At 54.3% G+C, this 19,726-nt stretch carries 14 protein-coding genes; 5 read left to right on the forward strand and 9 right to left on the reverse strand.

Annotated elements, in window-relative coordinates; genetic code table 11:
• Positions 1-555: 555 nt before the first annotated feature.
• From hepT to GT355_RS15360, 5 genes are all read right to left on the reverse strand, one after another.
• On the reverse strand, positions 556-861 hold the full coding sequence (hepT, locus tag GT355_RS15335; protein WP_205250456.1) for a type VII toxin-antitoxin system HepT family RNase toxin: 306 nt from the start codon (positions 859-861) through the stop codon (positions 556-558).
• The gene (gene mntA / locus GT355_RS15340) at positions 851-1,342 is read right to left on the reverse strand and encodes a type VII toxin-antitoxin system MntA family adenylyltransferase antitoxin (RefSeq protein ID WP_160135435.1); all 492 of its coding nucleotides are present in this window, start codon (positions 1,340-1,342) and stop codon (positions 851-853) included. Before mntA ends, hepT begins: the two co-directional genes overlap by 11 nt.
• 631 nt (positions 1,343-1,973) lie before the next feature.
• The gene (locus GT355_RS15350) at positions 1,974-3,260 is read right to left on the reverse strand and encodes an ABC transporter ATP-binding protein (protein WP_160135437.1); all 1,287 of its coding nucleotides are present in this window, start codon (positions 3,258-3,260) and stop codon (positions 1,974-1,976) included.
• Positions 3,257-4,306, reverse strand: coding sequence for an ABC transporter ATP-binding protein (locus tag GT355_RS15355; RefSeq protein WP_160135438.1), 1,050 nt, complete (start codon positions 4,304-4,306; stop codon positions 3,257-3,259). Before GT355_RS15355 ends, GT355_RS15350 begins: the two co-directional genes overlap by 4 nt.
• Positions 4,303-5,502: an ABC transporter permease gene (locus tag GT355_RS15360; RefSeq protein ID WP_160135439.1), complete on the reverse strand. Its 1,200-nt coding sequence runs from the start codon at positions 5,500-5,502 to the stop codon at positions 4,303-4,305. The genes GT355_RS15355 and GT355_RS15360 overlap by 4 nt, the downstream gene beginning before the upstream one ends.
• A 314-nt stretch (positions 5,503-5,816) precedes the next feature.
• Between GT355_RS15360 and GT355_RS15365 the strand changes: the two genes are divergently transcribed.
• Positions 5,817-6,767 carry an ABC transporter permease gene (locus tag GT355_RS15365; protein ID WP_160135440.1) on the forward strand — a complete coding sequence of 317 codons (951 nt, stop codon included), beginning with the start codon at positions 5,817-5,819 and terminating at the stop codon, positions 6,765-6,767.
• Between the two features lie 509 nt (positions 6,768-7,276).
• On the opposite strand, the gene GT355_RS15370 is transcribed toward GT355_RS15365, so the two are convergent.
• The 3 genes from GT355_RS15370 to GT355_RS15380 are packed head-to-tail and all read right to left on the reverse strand — an operon-like array spanning position 7,277 to position 10,628.
• Entirely contained in the window at positions 7,277-8,359 is a 1,083-nt protein-coding gene (locus tag GT355_RS15370) for a sugar ABC transporter permease (RefSeq protein ID WP_160135441.1), read from the reverse strand.
• Positions 8,359-9,321: a carbohydrate ABC transporter permease gene (locus GT355_RS15375; RefSeq protein ID WP_160135442.1), complete on the reverse strand. Its 963-nt coding sequence runs from the start codon at positions 9,319-9,321 to the stop codon at positions 8,359-8,361. Before GT355_RS15375 ends, GT355_RS15370 begins: the two co-directional genes overlap by 1 nt.
• A gap of 8 nt (positions 9,322-9,329) precedes the next feature.
• Positions 9,330-10,628, reverse strand: coding sequence for an extracellular solute-binding protein (locus tag GT355_RS15380; protein ID WP_160135443.1), 1,299 nt, complete (start codon positions 10,626-10,628; stop codon positions 9,330-9,332).
• A gap of 257 nt (positions 10,629-10,885) precedes the next feature.
• Here GT355_RS15380 and GT355_RS15385 point away from each other — a divergent pair, with 257 nt between their 5' ends.
• Complete coding sequence (locus GT355_RS15385) at positions 10,886-12,016, forward strand: ABC transporter ATP-binding protein (protein WP_160135444.1); 1,131 nt, start codon at positions 10,886-10,888, stop codon at positions 12,014-12,016.
• 1 nt (position 12,017) lies between these two features.
• Here the strand turns inward: GT355_RS15385 and GT355_RS15390 are convergent, their stop codons facing one another.
• Positions 12,018-14,051: a DUF7997 domain-containing protein gene (locus GT355_RS15390; protein WP_160135445.1), complete on the reverse strand. Its 2,034-nt coding sequence runs from the start codon at positions 14,049-14,051 to the stop codon at positions 12,018-12,020.
• 105 nt (positions 14,052-14,156) lie between these two features.
• Here GT355_RS15390 and GT355_RS15395 point away from each other — a divergent pair, with 105 nt between their 5' ends.
• The 3 genes from GT355_RS15395 to GT355_RS15405 all read left to right on the forward strand — a co-directional run bounded on the left by GT355_RS15395 (position 14,157) and on the right by GT355_RS15405 (position 19,725).
• Positions 14,157-16,211 carry an alpha-amylase family glycosyl hydrolase gene (locus GT355_RS15395; RefSeq protein WP_160135446.1) on the forward strand — a complete coding sequence of 685 codons (2,055 nt, stop codon included), beginning with the start codon at positions 14,157-14,159 and terminating at the stop codon, positions 16,209-16,211.
• A 74-nt stretch (positions 16,212-16,285) separates the two neighbouring features.
• A complete protein-coding gene (locus GT355_RS15400; RefSeq protein ID WP_160135483.1) occupies positions 16,286-17,344 on the forward strand; it encodes a TrmB family transcriptional regulator in 1,059 nt (352 codons plus the stop codon).
• Between the two features lie 230 nt (positions 17,345-17,574).
• Positions 17,575-19,725 (forward strand): alpha-amylase family glycosyl hydrolase, encoded by a 2,151-nt coding sequence (locus GT355_RS15405; RefSeq protein WP_160135447.1) that lies wholly within the window; start codon positions 17,575-17,577, stop codon positions 19,723-19,725.
• Position 19,726: the final 1 nt, after the last annotated feature.

The raw sequence follows: 19,726 nt of genomic DNA on the forward strand, positions 1-19,726 counted from the left end.
AGAGAGCTCAATCGCTTTGTCGAGTTCCTCACTCAGCACGAAGTCGCTGCGAAGCGCCTGAGCGAGCCGGATGGCGTGGTCGAAATAGAGTTCAGTATCTCAATGAGTATTGACCTACTTATGTCGATTATTCTACTGTCGAAAAGGTGCTCCTTTCGAACTGTCTCAGCGTCTTCAACTTGGCTTAGCTACTCTACAACTTATACTATTCTTGCTACCTAAACTTGGCAGAATACTCATGTAGTCTGAAGTATCGACTTGCGATTCCAAGAACTGGTCAGCGCTTTGTGTCTTACCAAACAATAGAACACGAGTATCCGTGAAGTCTTAGGTAAGACACCAGCTATAATTGCAGGGGTGCCACAGAAAAACATGTCCGTACTATCGGGTTGTTAAGCTGAATCACTCATCTAACACATTGAGCGATTCCAGATAGTTACCAACCGTTTGGGCAAACTCTCGGTAGCGTTCGAGATCCTGGAGGGCGTTGTAGACCACATCCTGGTCGATAATCGACCCGTAGGTATGCGATAACACGTTGCGAAATCGTGCTCCTTAAGCCATTTCTTCCGCGAGGTTCGTTGAAAGGATTCCCTCCTCACCGAGCGCCCGCATCGCAGCCGGATTACTCTCAGGTGGCTGTCCGCGTTCGTGTTTCACGAGTTCCTCTGCAATGTCGATCGCAGCTTCGGTCATTTTCACGAACCGACGTTCAACGATATCCTGAGTATCTGAATGGCTTTTGTACTCATCACGGCTCACCCGCTGTTTGCGTGCGAGTACACCAAGGCTTTCTTCGATCGTTTCGATACCGGTTAGAATTCGGCTGAGGCGATCCGCTGGCAATTTCTCATTTGCCATTACGATCTCCTTGTGCTGTCGTCCTCGATGCGGCAGGATCGGTATCGAGATGCTCGTCGATTCGTGCAAGTGCTGCGTTGAGTCGATCCTGAGGTGGGTGCTCAGTGTCGGTCAATTCAGTAAGTTCGCGATGCATCCTGATAGCTGTCTCCTCATCACCGACGAGAAGCACCCCGTTCTCAAAAACCGACCTGAGAAGTGACGAGGGCATCGAATGTAGGTCAGCAAGGTCAACATCATCACTTCCGAGAATTTCGCTGAGATCCGCACTCAACCCGAAGAACAGTCTATTATAACCCGGATCACTTGAGCGCACATTCTCAAATGCAATCGCGATATCGATATCACTCTGCGAGGTCGAGGTGTCTGTTGCGTGTGAGCCGAAGAGGATCGCTAGTTCAACTGGGTACTGCTGTAATGTATGCCTCATTCTCTCGATCGGAAGAGAGGAAGCAGTAGCAGCCGATTCAACGATCCTCATAATAATGACTCAGGCCTTCAGGCATATAAAAACGAAGGGCTCGCTCCCTCATGCACAAGCTACAGCTCTTAGAGTAGACTAGCGGCTGCAATAGATGCCCCACTCCAAGAAAGGTGAGAAGAAGGCGGGCAGAGGTAGCCAGCAGAGACAGTTGAACACGCAGCAAATAGGGTAATAGGATGTTCCGCTCTTATCGCCTAATAAACTGGAGTTCCTGATTGTTACTCATCCTTTGCTCTCTAATAGCGAGCAAACTACCTCGGTTAGTCGTGGTCACCTCCTTCAAATTCAGTGAGCTGGGCCCGTTGCAAATTCCATGAACTCGATTTTAGCGCATTGCATCCAAGAGCCTGCTCAGTGAGAAAGCACTCCACGCGATCGGCGACTGATGAACCCACGTTACTTTGAGGTCTGCTCGCGTAGGTTGAGTGTGCTCAGCCTGCGGTACTTCGTGTGTGAGCAATGCGAGACGGTCTATGCGTCGCCGGATGAGCCACCCAACTGCAATAATTGTGGTGGGCAATCACTGAGAGAGATCACTCATGACCTCCATTCGGACGCCTACTTCATAAAGCGAGGGTACTAACGCTGGTCTCACTACTACTGGAAAAAAGTCCCTCTTCCTATGCGCTCAGTGGATCGTGGGTTCAGTATGAAGATGACACGCTGCTGAATGGCCGGCAGCCGTTTCCTGCATATTTGGAGATCTTTGTTCGCAGACCGTCGAGAAAGCGTTCGTGAAGCGGTTCTCGGCGGCTGAGATGTTCCCCCCAGCTAGATCTATAAGTGCTTCCGATAGCGCCTGTTCTGCAGTTGGATCCTCTAGTTCGCCCGGGATATCGTAGACCTCCCGGATCGCCATTTGGAGCTGAGAGTCCGAAATTTCTGCTGCGCTCGTCGCTTTGCCTTCAGTAACGAGTCTCTCTCGAGATGCTTCAATGTCGATCGTATGGTCGCGGACCGCGACCCGCAGATCAAAGAGATTTCGCCATACGGATTGATCGAGATCATACTCAGCAGGCTGGATTACGGCAGGACACCTCGTATGGAATCGACACCCTGTGGGTGGATCGGCAGGATCTGGAACTTCGCTCCCAAGCCGCGCATGGTCTTTGCGCTTAGTGGGGTCGGGTGTCGGCACTGATGCTAGTAGCGCTTTCGTGTATGGGTGCTTGGGGTCAGCGAATACCTCGCCAGTCGACCCTATCTCCACGATCTCGCCAAGATACATTACCGCTACCCGATCACAGACGTCACGCACGACGTTCATATCATGGCTAATCAGAAGGATCGAGAGGTTGAACGCCGATTGGAGACTTGCTATCAAATCAAGTACCGCAGATTGCACGCTTACATCGAGCGCGCTCACAGGTTCATCGGCGACTAACAGGTCAGGGTTCAACGTTAATGCCCGTGCGAGCGCGGCGCGTTGTTTCTGCCCGCCTGAGAGTTCGTGTGGATAGTGGTCATAATCGTCGGCCGAGAGCCCGACCCGTTCGAGCAAGGCTTTGGATCGACTGCGGCGGCGTTCGCGGTCCCGAAGTCCATGGATCGCTGCGGGTTCAGCCACTGCCTCACCGATCGTCATTCGGGGATCAAAGCTTGATGTCGGATCTTGAAATGTCATGCTTGCCCGCCGTCGAAACCGCTTCCGTTCGTCATTCTGGAGGTCACCGATAGGTTCGCCATCGAAGACCACTCGACCGGAGGTTGGTTTCTCGAGACGAAGTAGCGCCCGTGCAGCGGTTGACTTTCCGCATCCTGACTCACCAACGAGGCCAAGCGTTTCCCCCCGGTGAAGATCGAAATCGATGCCGTCGACCGCGCGTATCCGTCCTGTCTCGCGGTTGGGTAATCCCTCGGTTATTGGATAGTGTTTTTCGAGATCATGAACTGAGAGCAGTGAATCTTCACTCATCGTACGTTGTTGTTTGCCTGTCCATTGTCCAAGTCTTGTCCGTCATCAGTCCGGGCCGATTTCAAGCGGCCGTCCGTTTGTCTCTCTACAGGCCGGACCACCGAAGTATCGCGACCTTGCTCATAGAAGATGCACGCAGCTGTGTGGTCTTCAGTCTCCGTCGGTCGAAGCGGTGGTTGCTCGCCCTCGCGACATTCCGTGATTGCGTGGGGGCATCGAGAGTGGAAACGACACCCAGGGGGCGGTTCAGTTGCGCTTGGGAGCTCACCTTCGATAGTTTCGCGTTGCTCACCTCGTCCCGGGAGACAGCGAAAGAGAGCTTGAGTATAAGGATGAGCTGGCGACTCAAACACTTCGTGGACGCTCCCACGTTCCATTACCTTCCCAGCGTAGAGTACCACCACACGATCAGCTATCTCTGCCACGACTCCGAGATCGTGCGTCACGAAGAGGAGCGCCATCTCGTGCTCGGCCTGAAGATCGTTTAAAAGGTCGAGGATCCCCGCTTGTGTCGTGACATCAAGCGCCGTAGTGGGTTCATCGGCAATCAACAGATCGGGTTCGGCGGCAAGCGCCATCGCGATAACGATCCGCTGTTTCATCCCACCCGAGAATTCGTGTGGATACTCGGAGATTCGGCTCGCAGCTTTGGGGATTCCTACTCTATCCAGCAGTTCGACGGCACGCTCACGAGCGACGGTCTTCGAAACGTCACGGTGGAGTTGAATAGATTCGAGAAGCTGTGCCTCGATCGAATAGACTGGATCGAGCGCACCCTGTGGATTCTGGAACACGTGGGCGATCCGCCCACCGCGGATGTCAGTGAGCTGCGTTGGCGAGCGCGCTGTGAGATCCGTTCCATCGAACTTGATCCGACCGTCAACGAGCTCCCCGGGTGGACTTGGGAATAGTTTAGTGAGTGACTCAAGACAGACTGTTTCTCCGCGATTTACGGCAAAGCTCACGCCATCAACCGCTCTGACCGTGCCCCCCGAAGTGTGAAAGTACGTTCTAAGGTCCTCGACTGAGAGAAGTGGGCCACTCATGTACTCCCCCGCGGGTCAAGTGTGTCCCTGAGTGCATCACCTACGACGCTAAACGAAAACACCGTGATGACGAGGAAGACGAGCGGGAAAACCCAGACCCACCAGAGCTCTACGTTCACAGCACCTCCTTCAGTTGTAACGCTGTTGATGAACTGACCCCATGATGGAACGTTTTCGTCGCCCAGCACGACGATGAAGGAGATCGCTGCCTCGGTGAGGATCAACAGTGGGATCTGCCGGGTCGTGGACGTGAATACCGTCGACGAGATGTTGGGAAGGATGTGTTTGCGGATGGCCGTCGTACGGTTCGCGCCCGCGCTCTCCGCGGCAGTGACGTAGAGTTCATCGCTCCGCTGGATCACTTCACTACGGACGAGACGGGCGACACCGCCCCAACTCAGTAGACCAAACGCGAGGATGATGAGAAAGAGGCTCTGGCCGAAGACGAATCCGAGGATGATGTACGCTACAAAAGCGGGGACTGTCTGCTGAACATCTACATACCTCATCAAGATTGTGTCGACCCATCCACCCGAATACCCCGCAACAACGCCCACGACCGTTGCGATAGGAATCATGATCATAGACGTTACGAGGGCAACGAGAAGGCTCACTCCGAACCCCGCGATCGTTAGACCGAGGACGCTCTGGCCGACACTATTGGTACCGAACGGGAATCGGAGGCTCCCGTGACAGAATTGTTGGGTGGGAGGACCGGTCACGTCGCCAGCGCAGTTGAGCGCTACCGTTCCGGATTCGATAGTGGCGAATAGCGCAGGCTGGTTCGCGTACTCGATATTAGTACTCGGACGACCGAGAACGAGCAGGCTCGTGATCCCAAGGACGAAAAACAGGACGAGATAGGCCGCACAAACCACAGCGAGACGATTTTTCCGAAAACGTTGCCAGTACCGTCGGGTTCGTTCGTAGTCCGTGAGCAACGGAACGACGACGACGAAGACGAACACCACCAACGAGAGCAAGAAGAGCCAGTCAAGGCGCGCTGGCGTATACCACGCACCGACCGCGAGTCGATAGCTCGTGAAATAGTCGTAGCAAAACAGTGCACCGAGCGCGAAGAGCGCCAGCAGAAATCCCCACGTCCTCCATTCAAGTTTGAATCGTCCATCACCGAGTTCGTCCCAGTCGATCGGTTCGAACGCGGAGTCAGAACCTGAACCGGTATCCGTTGACATCGATAACTATGATCGATGGATGAGGGTAGCAAATAAGTTTTTCCCGGCTATGGTTGAGTAGCGTAATCAAGAGACTCAACATTTATTATATTGTGCCCTCCACATAACCAACATATCCAGATGTTCAGTTCACGGCGATTTGTGCTCACCGATCTGGATACCGAACCCCATCTGAAAGGACTCAGACTCGACTCAGAGGGCAAGCACCAACTACGTGGTTTGCTGGGTGTCTCTCCATGAGTCGAGGATGGTGGTTCGCTCGGCGAGTAGTTTTTGCGGTGTTCGCGGCGTATCTCGTACTGTCGACAGTGTTCATGTTCGTCGCACTCACCCCAGATCCTCGCGTTGGTGAGCTTACCTACGCCGCGACCTCCGAGGCAAATGACAAGCGGATTCCTGTTGAACAAACTGATTCTTGGGAGCGGTTACAGGATTACAAAGCTGAACGCAACCTTGACGATCCGTTCTTCGAACGTTATGAGAGCATACTTGTCTCATACACTATGTTCGATTGGGGTGAATCCTATGGAGCAGATGGACAGACGACGTTCGGAGGATCGTATGGTTCAGGATACGCGGCAAACATTCCGGTCATCGGGTTGGTTGGGAAAGCACTTGGTCATACTCTTCAGTACGTGCTGCCAGCAGTTCTCTTTGCGGTGGTCTGTGGCCTTGGAGCCGGTCTCTACTCAGCGACCCATCGGAGCAACTTGCTCGACAGGCTAGGAACAAGTATTGCTTACCTCAGTTTTAGTTTCCCCAATTTCTGGCTTGGGACCATCGCCCTTGCTCTTGTCGGCACCGGTAGCTGGCTAGGAGCTCAAAATGAAAGCGAGTTCCTCCGCACAACAGTACTTCCCGCTGCAGTGCTCGGTACCACACTATTTGCAGGCCAGCTCCGGTACACTCGGGCGCAGTCGCTCGAATATATTGATACAGAATTTATCAAACTCGTTAGGGCGAAAGGAGCAACAAATGGGCGCGTTGCGCGTCATCTCCTTCGCAATGCGGCAGTTCCTCTATTATCGTTATTCTTCGCCGACATGCTCGGACTCCTCGTGCTGAACGTATTCGTTATTGAGTACGTTTTCGGGATATCTGGAATTGGGTCGCTGGCACTAGTCGCGATACAGGGTCGGGACTTGCCTGTGATCCTCGGTACGACAATGATAATTGTTCTCTTCGGTGTTGCAGGCAACTTGTTGCAAGATGTTGCCTATCAAGTGTTTGACCCACGAATCGGTGAGCAAACAACGAGAGAGTAGATTTCAGACGTATCTCTTGTAGTCAGTAGATAAATGCAACTTTATCTAGGAAATATTTATATTATTTGTATTCAAATATTGTATCGGCGAGATTGCTTGGTAGCGAAAATAGCAATCGTCGTCCCGTAAAGTCAGTACCATGAAAAAGCTAATTCGCGCTGTCCTTGTTGTAGTGGTCGTCCTCTCGGCCGTTGCAATGACAGGGGCGGCAAGTGCGTCGGCGACTAGTACCACTACAAGTGGCTCCAACATAGGAGATATCAGCTCTTCCAGTGGATCAGGTACAACTGGTATCCCGGGGCTCCAGCCAGACTGTTACACCAACGCTGACGGAACGGTGTGCGTACCACCAGGAACGTAGGAGAAACCGTGAAGCTACCTGTTTTTAGACAGGTACGACTGGCTGTTTACTAAGCTTGCGACCTTGACCCCTATTATGATGTTAGAATGACATACGAAATGGGATCTGATGGTGTCCAAAAGGTACTCCTTTGGAGCCTTGTGAACGACTATCCCTCCATACCACTGAAAGAGAGTCCACCCTCGATATACCGCTGTGCAAATAGATAAACGAGCATTATTGGAGTGGCAAAAGTGAGCGCGAATGCAGAAAACTGAGCCCACGGGATTGAGTACTCACTGACTAATGAGAATAGCCCGACAGGCAGTGTATAGTTCTCAGTGCTCAATAGGGTCTGCGCGACAACGAACTCTGTCCAGCCAGTGAGGAATGTGAAGATAAACACAGTTGCCAGTCCTGCTGCTGAGAGTGGAAGGATCACCTCTGTGATTACTCGCCAGGGTGGGGCGCCGTCGACAATAGCAGCCTCCTCGTAGGAGACTGGAATTCCGTCCATGTACGTTTTCAGGAGCCACGTGTTAAACGGGACAGCAGTCGCCGCGTAGTAGACCGCAAGTGCAAGCTTACTGTTGTTTATCCCAAACTGCACGTAGACTGTGTATAGTCCGATGAGGAGTGCGATACCGAGCCCCCCACCAACTTGCGTTAGCAATACATAGAGAAAGAGGATCTTACGACGCAGAATGAATTTGCGGCGCGAAAGTGCGTACGAGGCTGGGACAACGAGAGACATTGAGATAATTACGGTTGGGATAGCAACAGAGACACTGTTCCAAAGGAAGTGTTTGAAGCTAGATGGATTTTGGACGCCGTACTGTGAAACGTCAAGAAGACTTATGGTTGGTGTGTTGAAGACAACGGCGAGCTCACTGAAAGGGATATTTAGTGAGATCGTATACCCAGGGATAATGAGATCGCCGATAACCCACAAAAATGGCTGGAGAGAGGGGTCATTCGGGAAGAGTTGAAAACCATTGGCTGAGTATATTGAGCCACCAGAGCTTGACAGCGCGGCCATGAGGATCCAGTAGATCGGGAACAATAGCGCTAGCACAACGATGAGCGCGCCAACCGTAGAACCGAGCGTCCTCAATGGCCCTTTCGGAGAGAGGTCGCCTCGTTTGATCATCACCGCAGTGTATCGTATGTGGCGTGCTGTTTCAATCGGTGTGAAGGCGATATTTCGAATGTCAGTCGTCAGCTTCTGCATAATGCGGCCCAAGAGACTCATTATTCGGACACCCCGTCGGCAAGCCTACCACGTTTGACGTTCAGCCACATGAATGTACCAATGAAAACGACGGCGATGAGACTTATTGCCGCACCACGACCGTATTCGGAGAAGGATAGCGCTTCGCGGTAGCCATAGACGACCAGCAGTTCGTTCGCTCGAGCAGGCCCACCTTGGTTGAACACGAATGGGATCAGGAACTGCTGAAACGATGCTGCAGCAGTCAAGATAGATGCGAACAGGACCGGACGCTTGATCGATGGAAGCGTGATGTGACCGAGCCGAGCAAAATAACCCGCACCATCGACTTTCGCCGCTTCATGGAGCTCTTCTGGCACGTCTTGGAGGGCACTAACTGTGATGATAACCATGAACGGATAGGAAAGCCATGCCTCAGTAATGTTGTAGGCGAAGAAGGCGGACCAGCGACCCGAAAGCCAAGCCACCGCTTCCAGACCGGCCGAGGTGAGCAGTTGGTTTGCGAGGCCGAAATCAGCTGTGCTGAAGATGCCACGCCACACGGTAACTGTAAAGATCGCGGGAAGCCCCATTGGGAGGATAATAAAAGAGCGCATGAGTCGTTTGCCACGTACGTAGTCGCTCGTCACGACGAGGGCGATACCGAGACTCAGACCGATCTTCAGACAGACGCTCGTCGCCACGAACAACCACGTCACGCCGAAAGAGTTCCAGAACTGCAGATCTGTGAGGACGCTAACGTAATTCTGGAATCCGATGAAAGTTGCTTCCCCAAAAGTGAGCACCGAAAACGTGCCCTCACCAGCGAAGAGGTTCGACGGTGCAGCGTTGGTAAACGAGATACCGAGTAAGTAGAGTATCGGGAACAGCATGAACGCCGAAAACACGAAAAGCCCAGGGAGAACGAAGAGCAGCGAGGCGTCGCGCTTTTCGAGAAACGGAATCGACTCGAGACGACGTGTAACGTGTGAAACCGTGCTCATAGTCGACCTCAATTCCAGTTGCTTCGAGCCGTTTTCGCGGCTCCGTTGAGCGCAGCTTTGGCCGTCGCATCGCCGTTGAACGCCTTGATGAGGGCGGTTTCCATTGCCGACCAGACCTTGTTCACCCGTGGGCGCGTCGGCATCGGCGTGCCACGTTCAACCATTTGTGAGAACGCCTGAACTTCAGCTGGGAGCTTGTTGCTTCCAACGAGCTCCTCTAGGATCGGAATAGATCCTTGTTTCTTCGCGAGGCTGAGGAGATGGTCCTCGTTCGTCACATACCATTCGATAAATTCGCGAGCGGCCTTCGTGTCGGCGTTCTCCTCGGACATTCCTTTGGAAAAGTACCACATTGTAATACCGGTATATGGGTTCACCTCGCCACCTTCGGGTTTCGGAAGGGTCGTTACTTCGTAGTTTACATCCTTCTCGTTTAGCGTCGCAAGGTACCACGGTCCGTTAATTGCGAAGGCAGCGTTGCCCTCGGCAAAGACGGCTGCTTGTGGTTCGTACGTTGGATCACTTGGCATATACGGCTTGAACGAATCCAGCGCGAACTCAAGCCCTCTAATGCACTCAGGTGTGTTGATTCCGAGCGTTGGGTTCTTATTGACATCGAAATAGTACCCACCGAACGCTTGTAGCCATCCGCTGGTGAAATACGGGTCGAACGGGTAACTCAGCCCGTACTGGCTCTTTCCTGGGTCGTGATAGTCCTTCATCACATCCACCATCTCTGAGACCGTTTTCGGAGCCTCATCAACGATATCCGTGTTATAGATCAATGCGACTGTCTCAGCCGAGTGTGGCAGTCCAACCACATTGCCCTTGAATTGGATGGCCTCTCTGGCGGCGCTCGTAAACGTGTCTAGGTTTACACTGAGACTATCACTCTTGTCAACCACGAACCCACGCTGGAAATAGTCACCAACCCAATCGTGAGCCCACTCGAACGTCTGTGGACCTTGGCCGGCAGGGATCGCACTCGTGGTTTTCTTCTCCATATCGGAGATGTCAGCCCCCGAAATCTGGTGATTCGATTGCTGATTGAAAGTCTTGATTGCCTGCTTGCGAGCGGGCATCTCCGGCTCAGGAAGCGAGTACCAGGCTGTCGCCGAACCTGATGGACCACTTGATCCGCTACTGCTATTGGATTGATTGCTCCCTCCCTGAGATCCGTTGCCGCTGGATTGGTTTGTCTGGTCCCCTCCAGATCCCTGTTGTTGGACACCAATACATCCTGCAAGGAGTGCAACAGTACTCGCTCCACCGAGGTGCTTCAGTGCCGTTCTGCGATCCAGTGACATAGTGTGACTATAGAGGAAACAATGCTTCACGTATTAAACTCTTCGAAACGTACATGGATAATTACATACCTTAGGTCGCAGGTAAAGCCGAATATTTCATTCAGGATCGTCGTGAGGGGGCATTCATTCTGGTTCGGCGGCCACCTTCGCCCGATCTTCTAAATAGAGTGAAGCGCAAGTATCTATTACGAACAACTACTTCACAAATTCTACAACAAGGGGAAAAGCTATACCTCACCGCCTACAGGGGGCGGTGAATGGCAACTGTCACGCTCGATGGTCTCAGAAAAGAGTTCGGCAGTGGACGCATCGTCGCCGTCGACGACGTCTCACTCGAAATCGCGGACGGGGAGTTCGTTACCGTCGTCGGCCCATCTGGCTGTGGGAAGTCGACAACACTCCGGATGATCGCTGGGCTAGAGCAACCCACTTCAGGCCAGGTGCGTATTGGTGGAGAGGACGTGACGAACGTTCACGCGCGCCACCGAAACGTGGCGATGGTGTTCCAGAATTACGCCCTCTACCCACACAAGACCGTCCGCCAGAACATGGCCTTCGGACTACGGATGAGTACGGACCTCACGAAGGACGAGCGGCACGACAGAGTCGCCGAGACGGCGTCGATGATGGGTATCGAGGAACTACTCGATGACCGGCCAGAGGAACTCTCTGGCGGACAGAAACAGCGGGTTGCGTTGGGGCGGGCGATCGTACGCGAACCGGACGTGTTTCTGTTCGACGAACCGTTGAGTAACCTCGATGCGAAGCTCCGAACAGGGATGCGAACCGAGATCCAGCGCCTCCAAGAGGAGTTAGGGATCACTTCGATATACGTGACACATGACCAAGAGGAGGCGATGACGATGGGCGATCGTCTCGCTATCATGAACGACGGCTGTCTCCAACAGACTGGAGCCCCAACGGACGTTTACACGAACCCAGCAAACGAATTCGTTGGTAGCTTCGTCGGCTCGCCGTCAATGAACGTGCTCGACGTCGATGTCGAACACACGGACGATGAGGTGACACTCACAAACGGCAACCGATTCAAGTACACGCTCGGCGGCGAACGCGCGAACCGAGTTAGCTCAGCTAAGGTCTCAACGGCTCGACTTGGAATCCGGCCGGAGAACGTTGCCGTGGTCGAGGAGCGGTCGGGTATCGAAACGACCGTGGAAGTGGTCGAACCCGTCGGTAGCGACAACTATCTGCATCTTGATCTGGGGGACGAGTTCATCGCTCGGGTCGATTCACGTATCGAGCCGACAACAGGCGAGATCGTCGAGGTGCAGTTCGACGAGCGAGATATTCATCTGTTTGACTCTCGGACCGGGAACGCACTCCTTTTCGAAGGCTCGAGACGGGAACCGGCTACCGTGGCGCCGTAGTTCAATCGTCAGCCGCAACCGTTTGTTTGTCGAGAAGGTCGTGTTCGTGTAGTAAGACAATCGTCGCTAGACGAATCGCGTGTGGCCAGCCGAGCGGCGTTGCACTATCGGCGGTTCCATCGTCGAACACCTGTTCCGGCAGGTAACTACTAGCGAAACAGAGGGGGCCGTCCGGCAGGAGAAGTGCGAGCAGCCGTCGTGCGGTCGAAGCAACGTCGCTGGCACGGGCGTCGCCACGGTCAGTGAGCATCACCGCGAGGGCCCCAGCAGCGTGTGCCCCCCACGCCGTCGAGACTGTCCAAATTTTCTCATCGGCCTGCTCGCGACGCCGCCAATTGTCACCCTCATATCGGATAAGACCGGCGACTGCTCCAGATGGGGGATCGCGGTAGAGTGTTTCGACGACGGTTTCGACATGTGAAACGAGCCGGTCAAGCCGTTTCTCGTCGATCGTTTTGATTCGAGCGTACGCCTGATGTGCGCCTACGAGCGCAAGCGTCGCGGCGTCACAACGTTTATCGAGGCCTCCCTGGTCATCGTGATTCGGTCCGTATTCTCGGAGCGCGTAGATCCCACGCTCTTCAATCCAGAGGTCGTCCATTGCGTCGTAGAGATCTGTGGCACGGGCAGCTGCTCGATCAGCAGCGTCACCGTCAAGCGTGGCTACCGTCGAGTAGGCTTCGAGGAAAGTCGCTGCGGTGTGAGTGAACCTGCCGGTCATGTCTTCCCACGCATTCTGGCATGTCGTCGGTCGAGCATCATCCGCGAGACTTGCGTTCAAACTATCAATAGCGCGTTCAATGGCGTCCTCATGTCCATGTTCAGCACCGTAAGTCGCCAAGAATGTCGTTATACTGGCAGTTTGGTCGGCCTGATATTCGCTTTCATCTGTTCCGAGATGGCCGTTTGCCCAGCCGGGTGCAAGGGTTGTATCGAACGGCCAAACTCGGTGGGGCCACGTCCCGTCTTCGTGTTGTGTTTCGATGTACGCTTCGGCGCTACGGCGATGCCAGTCACCAAGTTCTAGATCAGTTCCCTGATCCACCTCATAGAGGTATCGCGAAATCTCCGCGTCGTCGCGGAACCACGAGTAGCCATAGCCACCGGAATGGGTGAAGTACGGGTCGAAGTCGGGACCAGCGATTCGGAGGCCCGATCGGCCAGTGAGTAGCGAAAGAACACGGAGATCCGCGGCAACCGCGCCTCCGTATGGGAGGTCGGATCTAAGTGAAGCCGGCGCCTGCCCATCGGCTGATTCAGCGAGTCTTTCGGTGTTCTGACCCTCGGCCATGGTTCGGACCATGTTTAGCGCCGCCTCACGTGACATCTCATCACGGGTCGTCAGTAGCGTCGTGAGCGTTGCTGACTCGTTCTCGATCGGAAGGGTACAGAAGACATCACCACTCAGTAGGTTCTCTTCCGTTGTGGACGGGGAGCGTCCGGGTGGATAGTCTGTTGGCGACTCCGCGAGCAGGTCTGGGATCCGCTCGGGGACGACACCGGCGACCGTCCCAAAACCGGTCGCGCTCGCAAGGTAGTCGGTTTCCTGAGCATGGTACACCTCGACCACACCATCGTGGTGGATCTGTGCGATTCCCGTGTCCCGGCCATCCGGGGCGAATCCGAGAGCGACAACGAGATTTAGTGATCTATCGACATCGCCAAGGTTGAAGTGGGTGATGTGGCCGTCACCAAGCGTGAGATCGTACTGCCGAACCGTTCCCGACTCGATCTCGTGCTCCGTAACGACCAATCCAGTGTCGTTGTGGTAATGCTGAACGCTGCTTTCCGCATCGAACCAGTTGGCGTTAGCGTCCCGATCGCCCGTCTTTTGGACGCCGAATCGGGACCGGGCGATGCCGCTCAATCCCGATAGGGGATAACTGAAATCCCGTAGAGAGCCACTCTCGTCGATGTGGACGAGTCGGTTATCGAAACCGGAAAAGCGGCCAGTTGTCGTCCGGCGTTCGCCAGGAAAGGCCGTCCTGCTGTTCCGTTGGGATTTGTAGTCGTTGAGTGCGTCCCGGAGTTGCATTGTCGGATATGTCTCTACCAGGGCGTAATAACATTGTTGCAATTGTACTTCATAGATTTCGCGCGAAGCGAAACGGTCAAACCACTACCCATCAATCGTGCGGATATGCACCACCCAGGACCTCCACGATTCGTTCAAGTCGGTGAGTCAGTCGAGCTGGCGCCACGATCACCCGACCCAGCAGCGACGTTCACTTGGAACATTCTGGATCGTCCAGACGGGAGTCAGGTGACGATTGAAGATAGTCCAGTTGTCCATCTCACGCCCGATACACCAGGAACGTATCGTGCTGAACTCAACGCCCCAGATGGTACACACGTCCAAACGGTGCGCGCTTTCCCGGACCCACGCCGCGAGGCACGCTTTAGCGTCTCCACGGAGGACGTCGACGGGGATGTCGACCACGTCGAATCCGCGACCGTTATCGGGAAATTCAATGATTTCACGATGGGCATACATCAGGCGGAACGCAATGGCGACGAGTGGAATATCGATGTCGAGCTTCCACCGGGCGACCACGAAGCCATCTTCACGTTTGGAGAAGAATTCGACCCGTTCGCCACTACAACAACCGTTGTCGAGGGACCCGGTCGCCCTCGTCTCCACCTTGACGGCCGTGAAGAGGACGACAAGGTCGTTGTCACTGCGACAACCGAATCCGCCCCCGATAGTGATAATCCAGCTGTCGAGTTTTACTTCGATGACCGAGATGCGCTCGGAAACGACGACGTGACCATCGATGGGAAAGAGCTACGCGTGCCTACAGGTTCACTTCCAGAATCTGCGCGCGTTCACGCTGTTCCAGTTGCCGAACGCCACGGTATCGCCGACACCCTTCTGATCCAATCTGAGGAGACCGGTGCCGTCTCGTTCGACCGGCCAGCCGACGCCCCCGAGTGGCTCCGCAACGCGACCCTCTACGAAATTTTCGTTCGCGAGTTCGCTGGTGAAACCGTTGATACGACCTTCGAAGAGATAGAACGCCGAGTTCCGTATCTCGAATCGCTCGGCGTTGACGCCGTCTGGTTGACACCCGTTTTAGAGAGTCCAACCCGCCACGGCTACCATATAACCGATTTCTTCGACACTGCCACCGATCTTGGAAGCCGTCGAGAGTTCGAGTCCCTCGTCGAGCGCCTCCACGCGGCAGGCATCAAGGTACTCTTTGATCTCGTTATCAATCATACTTCGCGTGACCATCCGAACTTTCAGCTGCACCGGGCAGGCGTCACAGAGTATGCCGATCACTACGAGCGGATTCCAGCCGAACAGGACATGACAGGTGTAGACTGGGCAGGGGATGACGCACCAGGTCACTACTTCAGCTGGAAGATGATTCCGAACGTCAACTACGATTCACTCGCAGTTCGTGCCTGGATGCTCGACGTTCTTGATGAGTGGGCACCGCTGGTCGACGGATTCCGCTGTGATGTCGCGTGGGGCGTTTCGCACGGCTTCTGGAAAGAAGCGCGTGAGCGATTGAAATCCGAGGATAGCGACTTTCTACTGCTGGATGAAACAGTCCCACGGGATGCAGACTTTCGCGAAAACGAGTTCGACTTCCACTACGATACAGACCTCTACTACACACTTCGGGAAATCGGTAACAACGAGGCACCGGCAACGGCTATCTTCGATGCGCTGGCAGCCTCGCAACGACACGGGTATCCGGACGACGCCATCCATATGCGCTACGTCGAGAACCACGACGAGGACCGCTACGCCACGGAGTGCGAGGAGGGTACTCTCCGGCCCGCCGCCGCGGCGACATTTACCCTTCCCGGCGTCCCGATGATCTACTACGGCCAAGAGCGTGGTGTTCCGGAAGACCGCGGAACAATGCGGTGGCACGACGGCGACGCCAAACTGACGACGTTCCATCGTCGGCTCGTTGAGCTTCGTAACGAGCTATCGGCACTCAGGTCGCCGACTGTCGATCCTATTGCGTATGAGACGTCGGAGACCGACGGGGAGCGAGTCGTGGCGTACGAACGCACGGATGGAGACACACGACTGGCCGTCGTCTTGAACTTTGGTGCCGACCCAACGACTGTCACGCTCGACCCGGCTGTGGATTCCGAGGATCTTCTTAGTGGCACCGATATAGGCAATGGAAATGGGATCCAAGTCCACGATGCAGCTATCCTGAAGCTGAGGTGAACCGGTAAAGCGGACGTCGAGTACCGGTGCTCTTCACCGAGCAACGTAAGTATCGTTCTCTTTCATGGTTCGACATGGACGATGCCTCGCTGGCGGACCTTCTCCGGCGCTTCGGGTTCTCTGAAAAAGAGATCGACACCTATCTTACGATCCTGAAACTTGGTGAGGCGAAAGCCAAAAACGTCGCTGACGAAGCAGATGTCTCGAAGCGTCACGTCTACAGCGTTGCTGAGACCCTCGAAGACAGAGGATTCGTCGAGGTCAACGACCATGTCGTGCCGACGACCATTAAAGCCAATCCTGTCAAGGAGGTTGTCGGCAAGCTCTCCAGCGATCTCGACCGGATGCAGCCCGCTCTCGAATCCCGTTTTTCGCAGGCTACTCCCCACGCGGAGCCGTTCAGGGTCATCAAATCTCGTGTGACGATACTCAAGCGGATATCGGAACTCATCGATCAAGCTGAGATGGAAATAATGCTCGCCCTCCCGTACCGGTTGCTTCACGAAGTGGCCGACGAGCTCCAGGACGCGATCGAGCGTGACATCCTTATTTTGCTTCTTGCAACGGATGTTGACCCCAGCAACGACTTGGACTTTAACGGTCTCGCATCCGTCGCCCGCGCGTGGAACCAGCCGATGCCAGCGATGCTTACCGTGGACCGGAAAGCAGGCTTAGTATCTCCTCCCGAGCTGCTTTCGCAAGCCAACAGCACGACGCAAGCTATCGAGTTCGCCCAAGAACAGATCGGGCCGATCATCATCGGATCGTTCCTAGGAAACTACTTCCAGATGGCGACCGAGATGTACGTTGCCGAGCCGGCGGGGCTCCCGGTTACCTATACAAACTTTCGCCACGCCGTGTTTCAGGTCGTCCTCCATTCACGTGTTGGAACCGAGGTTCGTGCGAACATCGTAGGCCGCTCACTCCATGACGAAGACGAGCAAACCAAACTCAGTGGAACCGTCGTTGATTTCCGGCAGTCACTACTTGAGCCGTCAACAAGTTCGTTCCCCGTCGAGAATACGCTGACTGTCGAGACGGCCGAAGGGGTCTACAGTGTCGGTGGACGAGGTGCGTTTGTGGAGGATTTCGAAGCGTCGAGCGTCGAACTTCAACAAACCGACGACGAGTAGCAGCTGACTTGGCCCCCAAAAAAGGACTCAAATCGGAAGCTAGTACTTAGAGAAATACTCCTCAATTTCGTGCGGATTTGCGGCCGTGGCTACTGCGGTGCTTCCCAGCAATGGATTGGGCCACCCATCATCTGATAGCTTAAAAACACGCCTTTTGCCGCGCAACAAAGTAGTCAACGATCTTGAAATAAAGTTATGTATTTGTGAGGTAGTAGTACTTCACGGTTCATATGAACTCGAACAGACGGCGGCTGCTCAAGATGCTCGGCCTCAGTCCTATCGCGCTCGCCGGAAGCGGGGGCGTGAACAGTGAACTCTCGTTCGTTACGCAGGCATCGGGTGCCTCAACGGGAAGCGCCAGTGCGATCAACTACGCAGACGACGTGATTTATCAGATAGTCACCGACCGGTTCAGAAACGGAGACACTTCCAACGACCCGAGTGGGGATATCTACAGCAGCGATGGGTCGGACTTGCAGAAATATCACGGTGGGGATTGGCAGGGCATCATCGAGAAGATACAGGACGGATATCTCACGGGCTTGGGTGTCACCGCCCTCTGGATATCGCCGCCGATGGAGAACATCTTTGAACCTCATCCGAACAACGGGGCGTCGTACCACGGCTTCTGGCCTCGCGACTTCAAGAAGACAAACCCGTTCTTCGGGAGTATGTCCACGTTTGAGCGACTCGTAGATGTGGCTCATAACAACGATATCAAGATCATCATTGACTTCGTTCCAAACCATACCTCTCCAGCGAGTTCGAGCGACGCGAGCTACGTGGAGGATGGAAATCTCTACGACAATGGTTCTTATGTCGCAGCGTACAACGACGATCCGAACAGCTACTTTCACCATAATGGTGGAACCGACTTCTCGACCTATGAAGACGGGATCTACCGGAACCTCTACGACCTCGCGGATCTCGACCACCATGAGACGTTCATCGACCAATACCTGAAGGATGCCATCGAGCTCTGGCTTGACAAGGGGATCGACGGCATTCGTGTCGATGCAGTCAAACACATGCCCCCAAAGTGGCAGAAAACGCTGATGGACACTATCTACGACCACGAACCAGTGTTCACCTTCGGTGAGTGGTTCCTCGGTACCGGTCAGACGAGTCAGCGATATTACGACTTTTCCAATGAGAGCGGAATGAGCTTACTGGACTTCCGCTATGGGCAGAAGATCAGGGAAGTCCTCCGTGATTGGACGGACGGCTGGGAAGGGTTCCATGATGTCATCACTGAGACGGCCGCCTCACACGACCAAGTGAGCGATCAAGTAACTTTCGTGGACAACCACGACATGGATCGGTTCACCCTGCCTGATGGTGACCCTCGAAACACAGAGATGGCGATGGCGGTGCTGCTGACGTCTAGGGGTGTCCCAACTGTCTACTACGGTACTGAACAGTATATGACTGGAAACAGAGATCCACAAAATCGGAAGCCGATGTCGTCGTTCGACACCACTACAACGGCATACACCGTGATAGAGAAGCTAGCCACTCTTCGGCACTCTAATTCCAGTCTCGCCTACGGCGATACACAAGAGCGGTGGATAAACAGCGATATATATATTTTTGAACGCGAGTTCGGAGACAATGTCGTCCTCGTGGCGGTCAACAGAAGCCAAGAGCAATACAACGTTAGCGGGCTCTATACGTCTCTCCCACAAGGGACGTACTCTGATGTTCTCGAGGGCACGCTTGATGGATTCAGCACGACGGTACGCAGTGACGGGTCAATTCCCGAATTTTCATTTGGGCCACAGACTGTTTGCGTCTGGGCACACGCTGGAAACACGGCTGAGCCCACTATCGGCCATGTGGGGCCAACAATGGGGCAGGTTGGTCATCATGTGACGATAAGCGGTGAAGGATTCGGAAGCACAGGTGGTTCGGTTCAATTCGATTCGACGAACGCAACCGTCGTTTCTTGGTCTGATACCCAAATTGTCGTAGAGGTCCCCGCCATAGCAGCCGGCAACTACAACATCACGGTCACCGATACAAACGGTACCCAAAGCTCGCCATCTGCTGATTTTGAGGTTCTTAGTGGCGACCAAGTCTCTGCCAGATTCGTGGTCAACGATGCGAACACGAACTCCGGTGAGAACGTCTACATCGTAGGGAACGTCTACGAACTAGGTAACTGGAACCCGGACTTGGCTGTTGGACCGTTTTTCAACCAAGTTGTGCACGACTATCCAACCTGGTATTACGATGTCAATCTCCCAGCTGGGACGACCATTGAGTTCAAGTTCATCAAAAAAGACGGCAGCGGGAACGTGATTTATGAGTCAGGTACGAACCGACAATACACATCTCCAAGCGGATCGACTGCCAACTATTCTGGAGATTGGCAAGAATGAA

The organism is Halococcus salsus (assembly GCF_009900715.1).
In the GTDB taxonomy this organism is placed as follows: domain Archaea; phylum Halobacteriota; class Halobacteria; order Halobacteriales; family Halococcaceae; genus Halococcus; species Halococcus salsus.

What these genes read in the sequence shown, in the direction of transcription:
- GT355_RS15375 (WP_160135442.1), bottom strand. Translation starts at nt 9,321, where the DNA reads ATGAGCACGGTTTCACACGTTACACGTCGTCTCGAGTCGATTCCGTTT.
- GT355_RS15365 (WP_160135440.1), top strand. Translation starts at nt 5,817, where the DNA reads ATGTTCGTCGCACTCACCCCAGATCCTCGCGTTGGTGAGCTTACCTAC.
- hepT (WP_205250456.1), bottom strand. Translation starts at nt 861, where the DNA reads ATGGCAAATGAGAAATTGCCAGCGGATCGCCTCAGCCGAATTCTAACC.
- GT355_RS15355 (WP_160135438.1), bottom strand. Translation starts at nt 4,306, where the DNA reads ATGAGTGGCCCACTTCTCTCAGTCGAGGACCTTAGAACGTACTTTCAC.
- GT355_RS15360 (WP_160135439.1), bottom strand. Translation starts at nt 5,502, where the DNA reads ATGTCAACGGATACCGGTTCAGGTTCTGACTCCGCGTTCGAACCGATC.
- GT355_RS15405 (WP_160135447.1), top strand. Translation starts at nt 17,575, where the DNA reads ATGAACTCGAACAGACGGCGGCTGCTCAAGATGCTCGGCCTCAGTCCT.
- GT355_RS15390 (WP_160135445.1), bottom strand. Translation starts at nt 14,051, where the DNA reads ATGCAACTCCGGGACGCACTCAACGACTACAAATCCCAACGGAACAGC.
- GT355_RS15395 (WP_160135446.1), top strand. Translation starts at nt 14,157, where the DNA reads ATGCACCACCCAGGACCTCCACGATTCGTTCAAGTCGGTGAGTCAGTC.
- GT355_RS15370 (WP_160135441.1), bottom strand. Translation starts at nt 8,359, where the DNA reads ATGAGTCTCTTGGGCCGCATTATGCAGAAGCTGACGACTGACATTCGA.
- GT355_RS15385 (WP_160135444.1), top strand. Translation starts at nt 10,886, where the DNA reads ATGGCAACTGTCACGCTCGATGGTCTCAGAAAAGAGTTCGGCAGTGGA.
- GT355_RS15400 (WP_160135483.1), top strand. Translation starts at nt 16,286, where the DNA reads ATGGACGATGCCTCGCTGGCGGACCTTCTCCGGCGCTTCGGGTTCTCT.
- GT355_RS15350 (WP_160135437.1), bottom strand. Translation starts at nt 3,260, where the DNA reads ATGAGTGAAGATTCACTGCTCTCAGTTCATGATCTCGAAAAACACTAT.
- GT355_RS15380 (WP_160135443.1), bottom strand. Translation starts at nt 10,628, where the DNA reads ATGTCACTGGATCGCAGAACGGCACTGAAGCACCTCGGTGGAGCGAGT.
- mntA (WP_160135435.1), bottom strand. Translation starts at nt 1,342, where the DNA reads ATGAGGATCGTTGAATCGGCTGCTACTGCTTCCTCTCTTCCGATCGAG.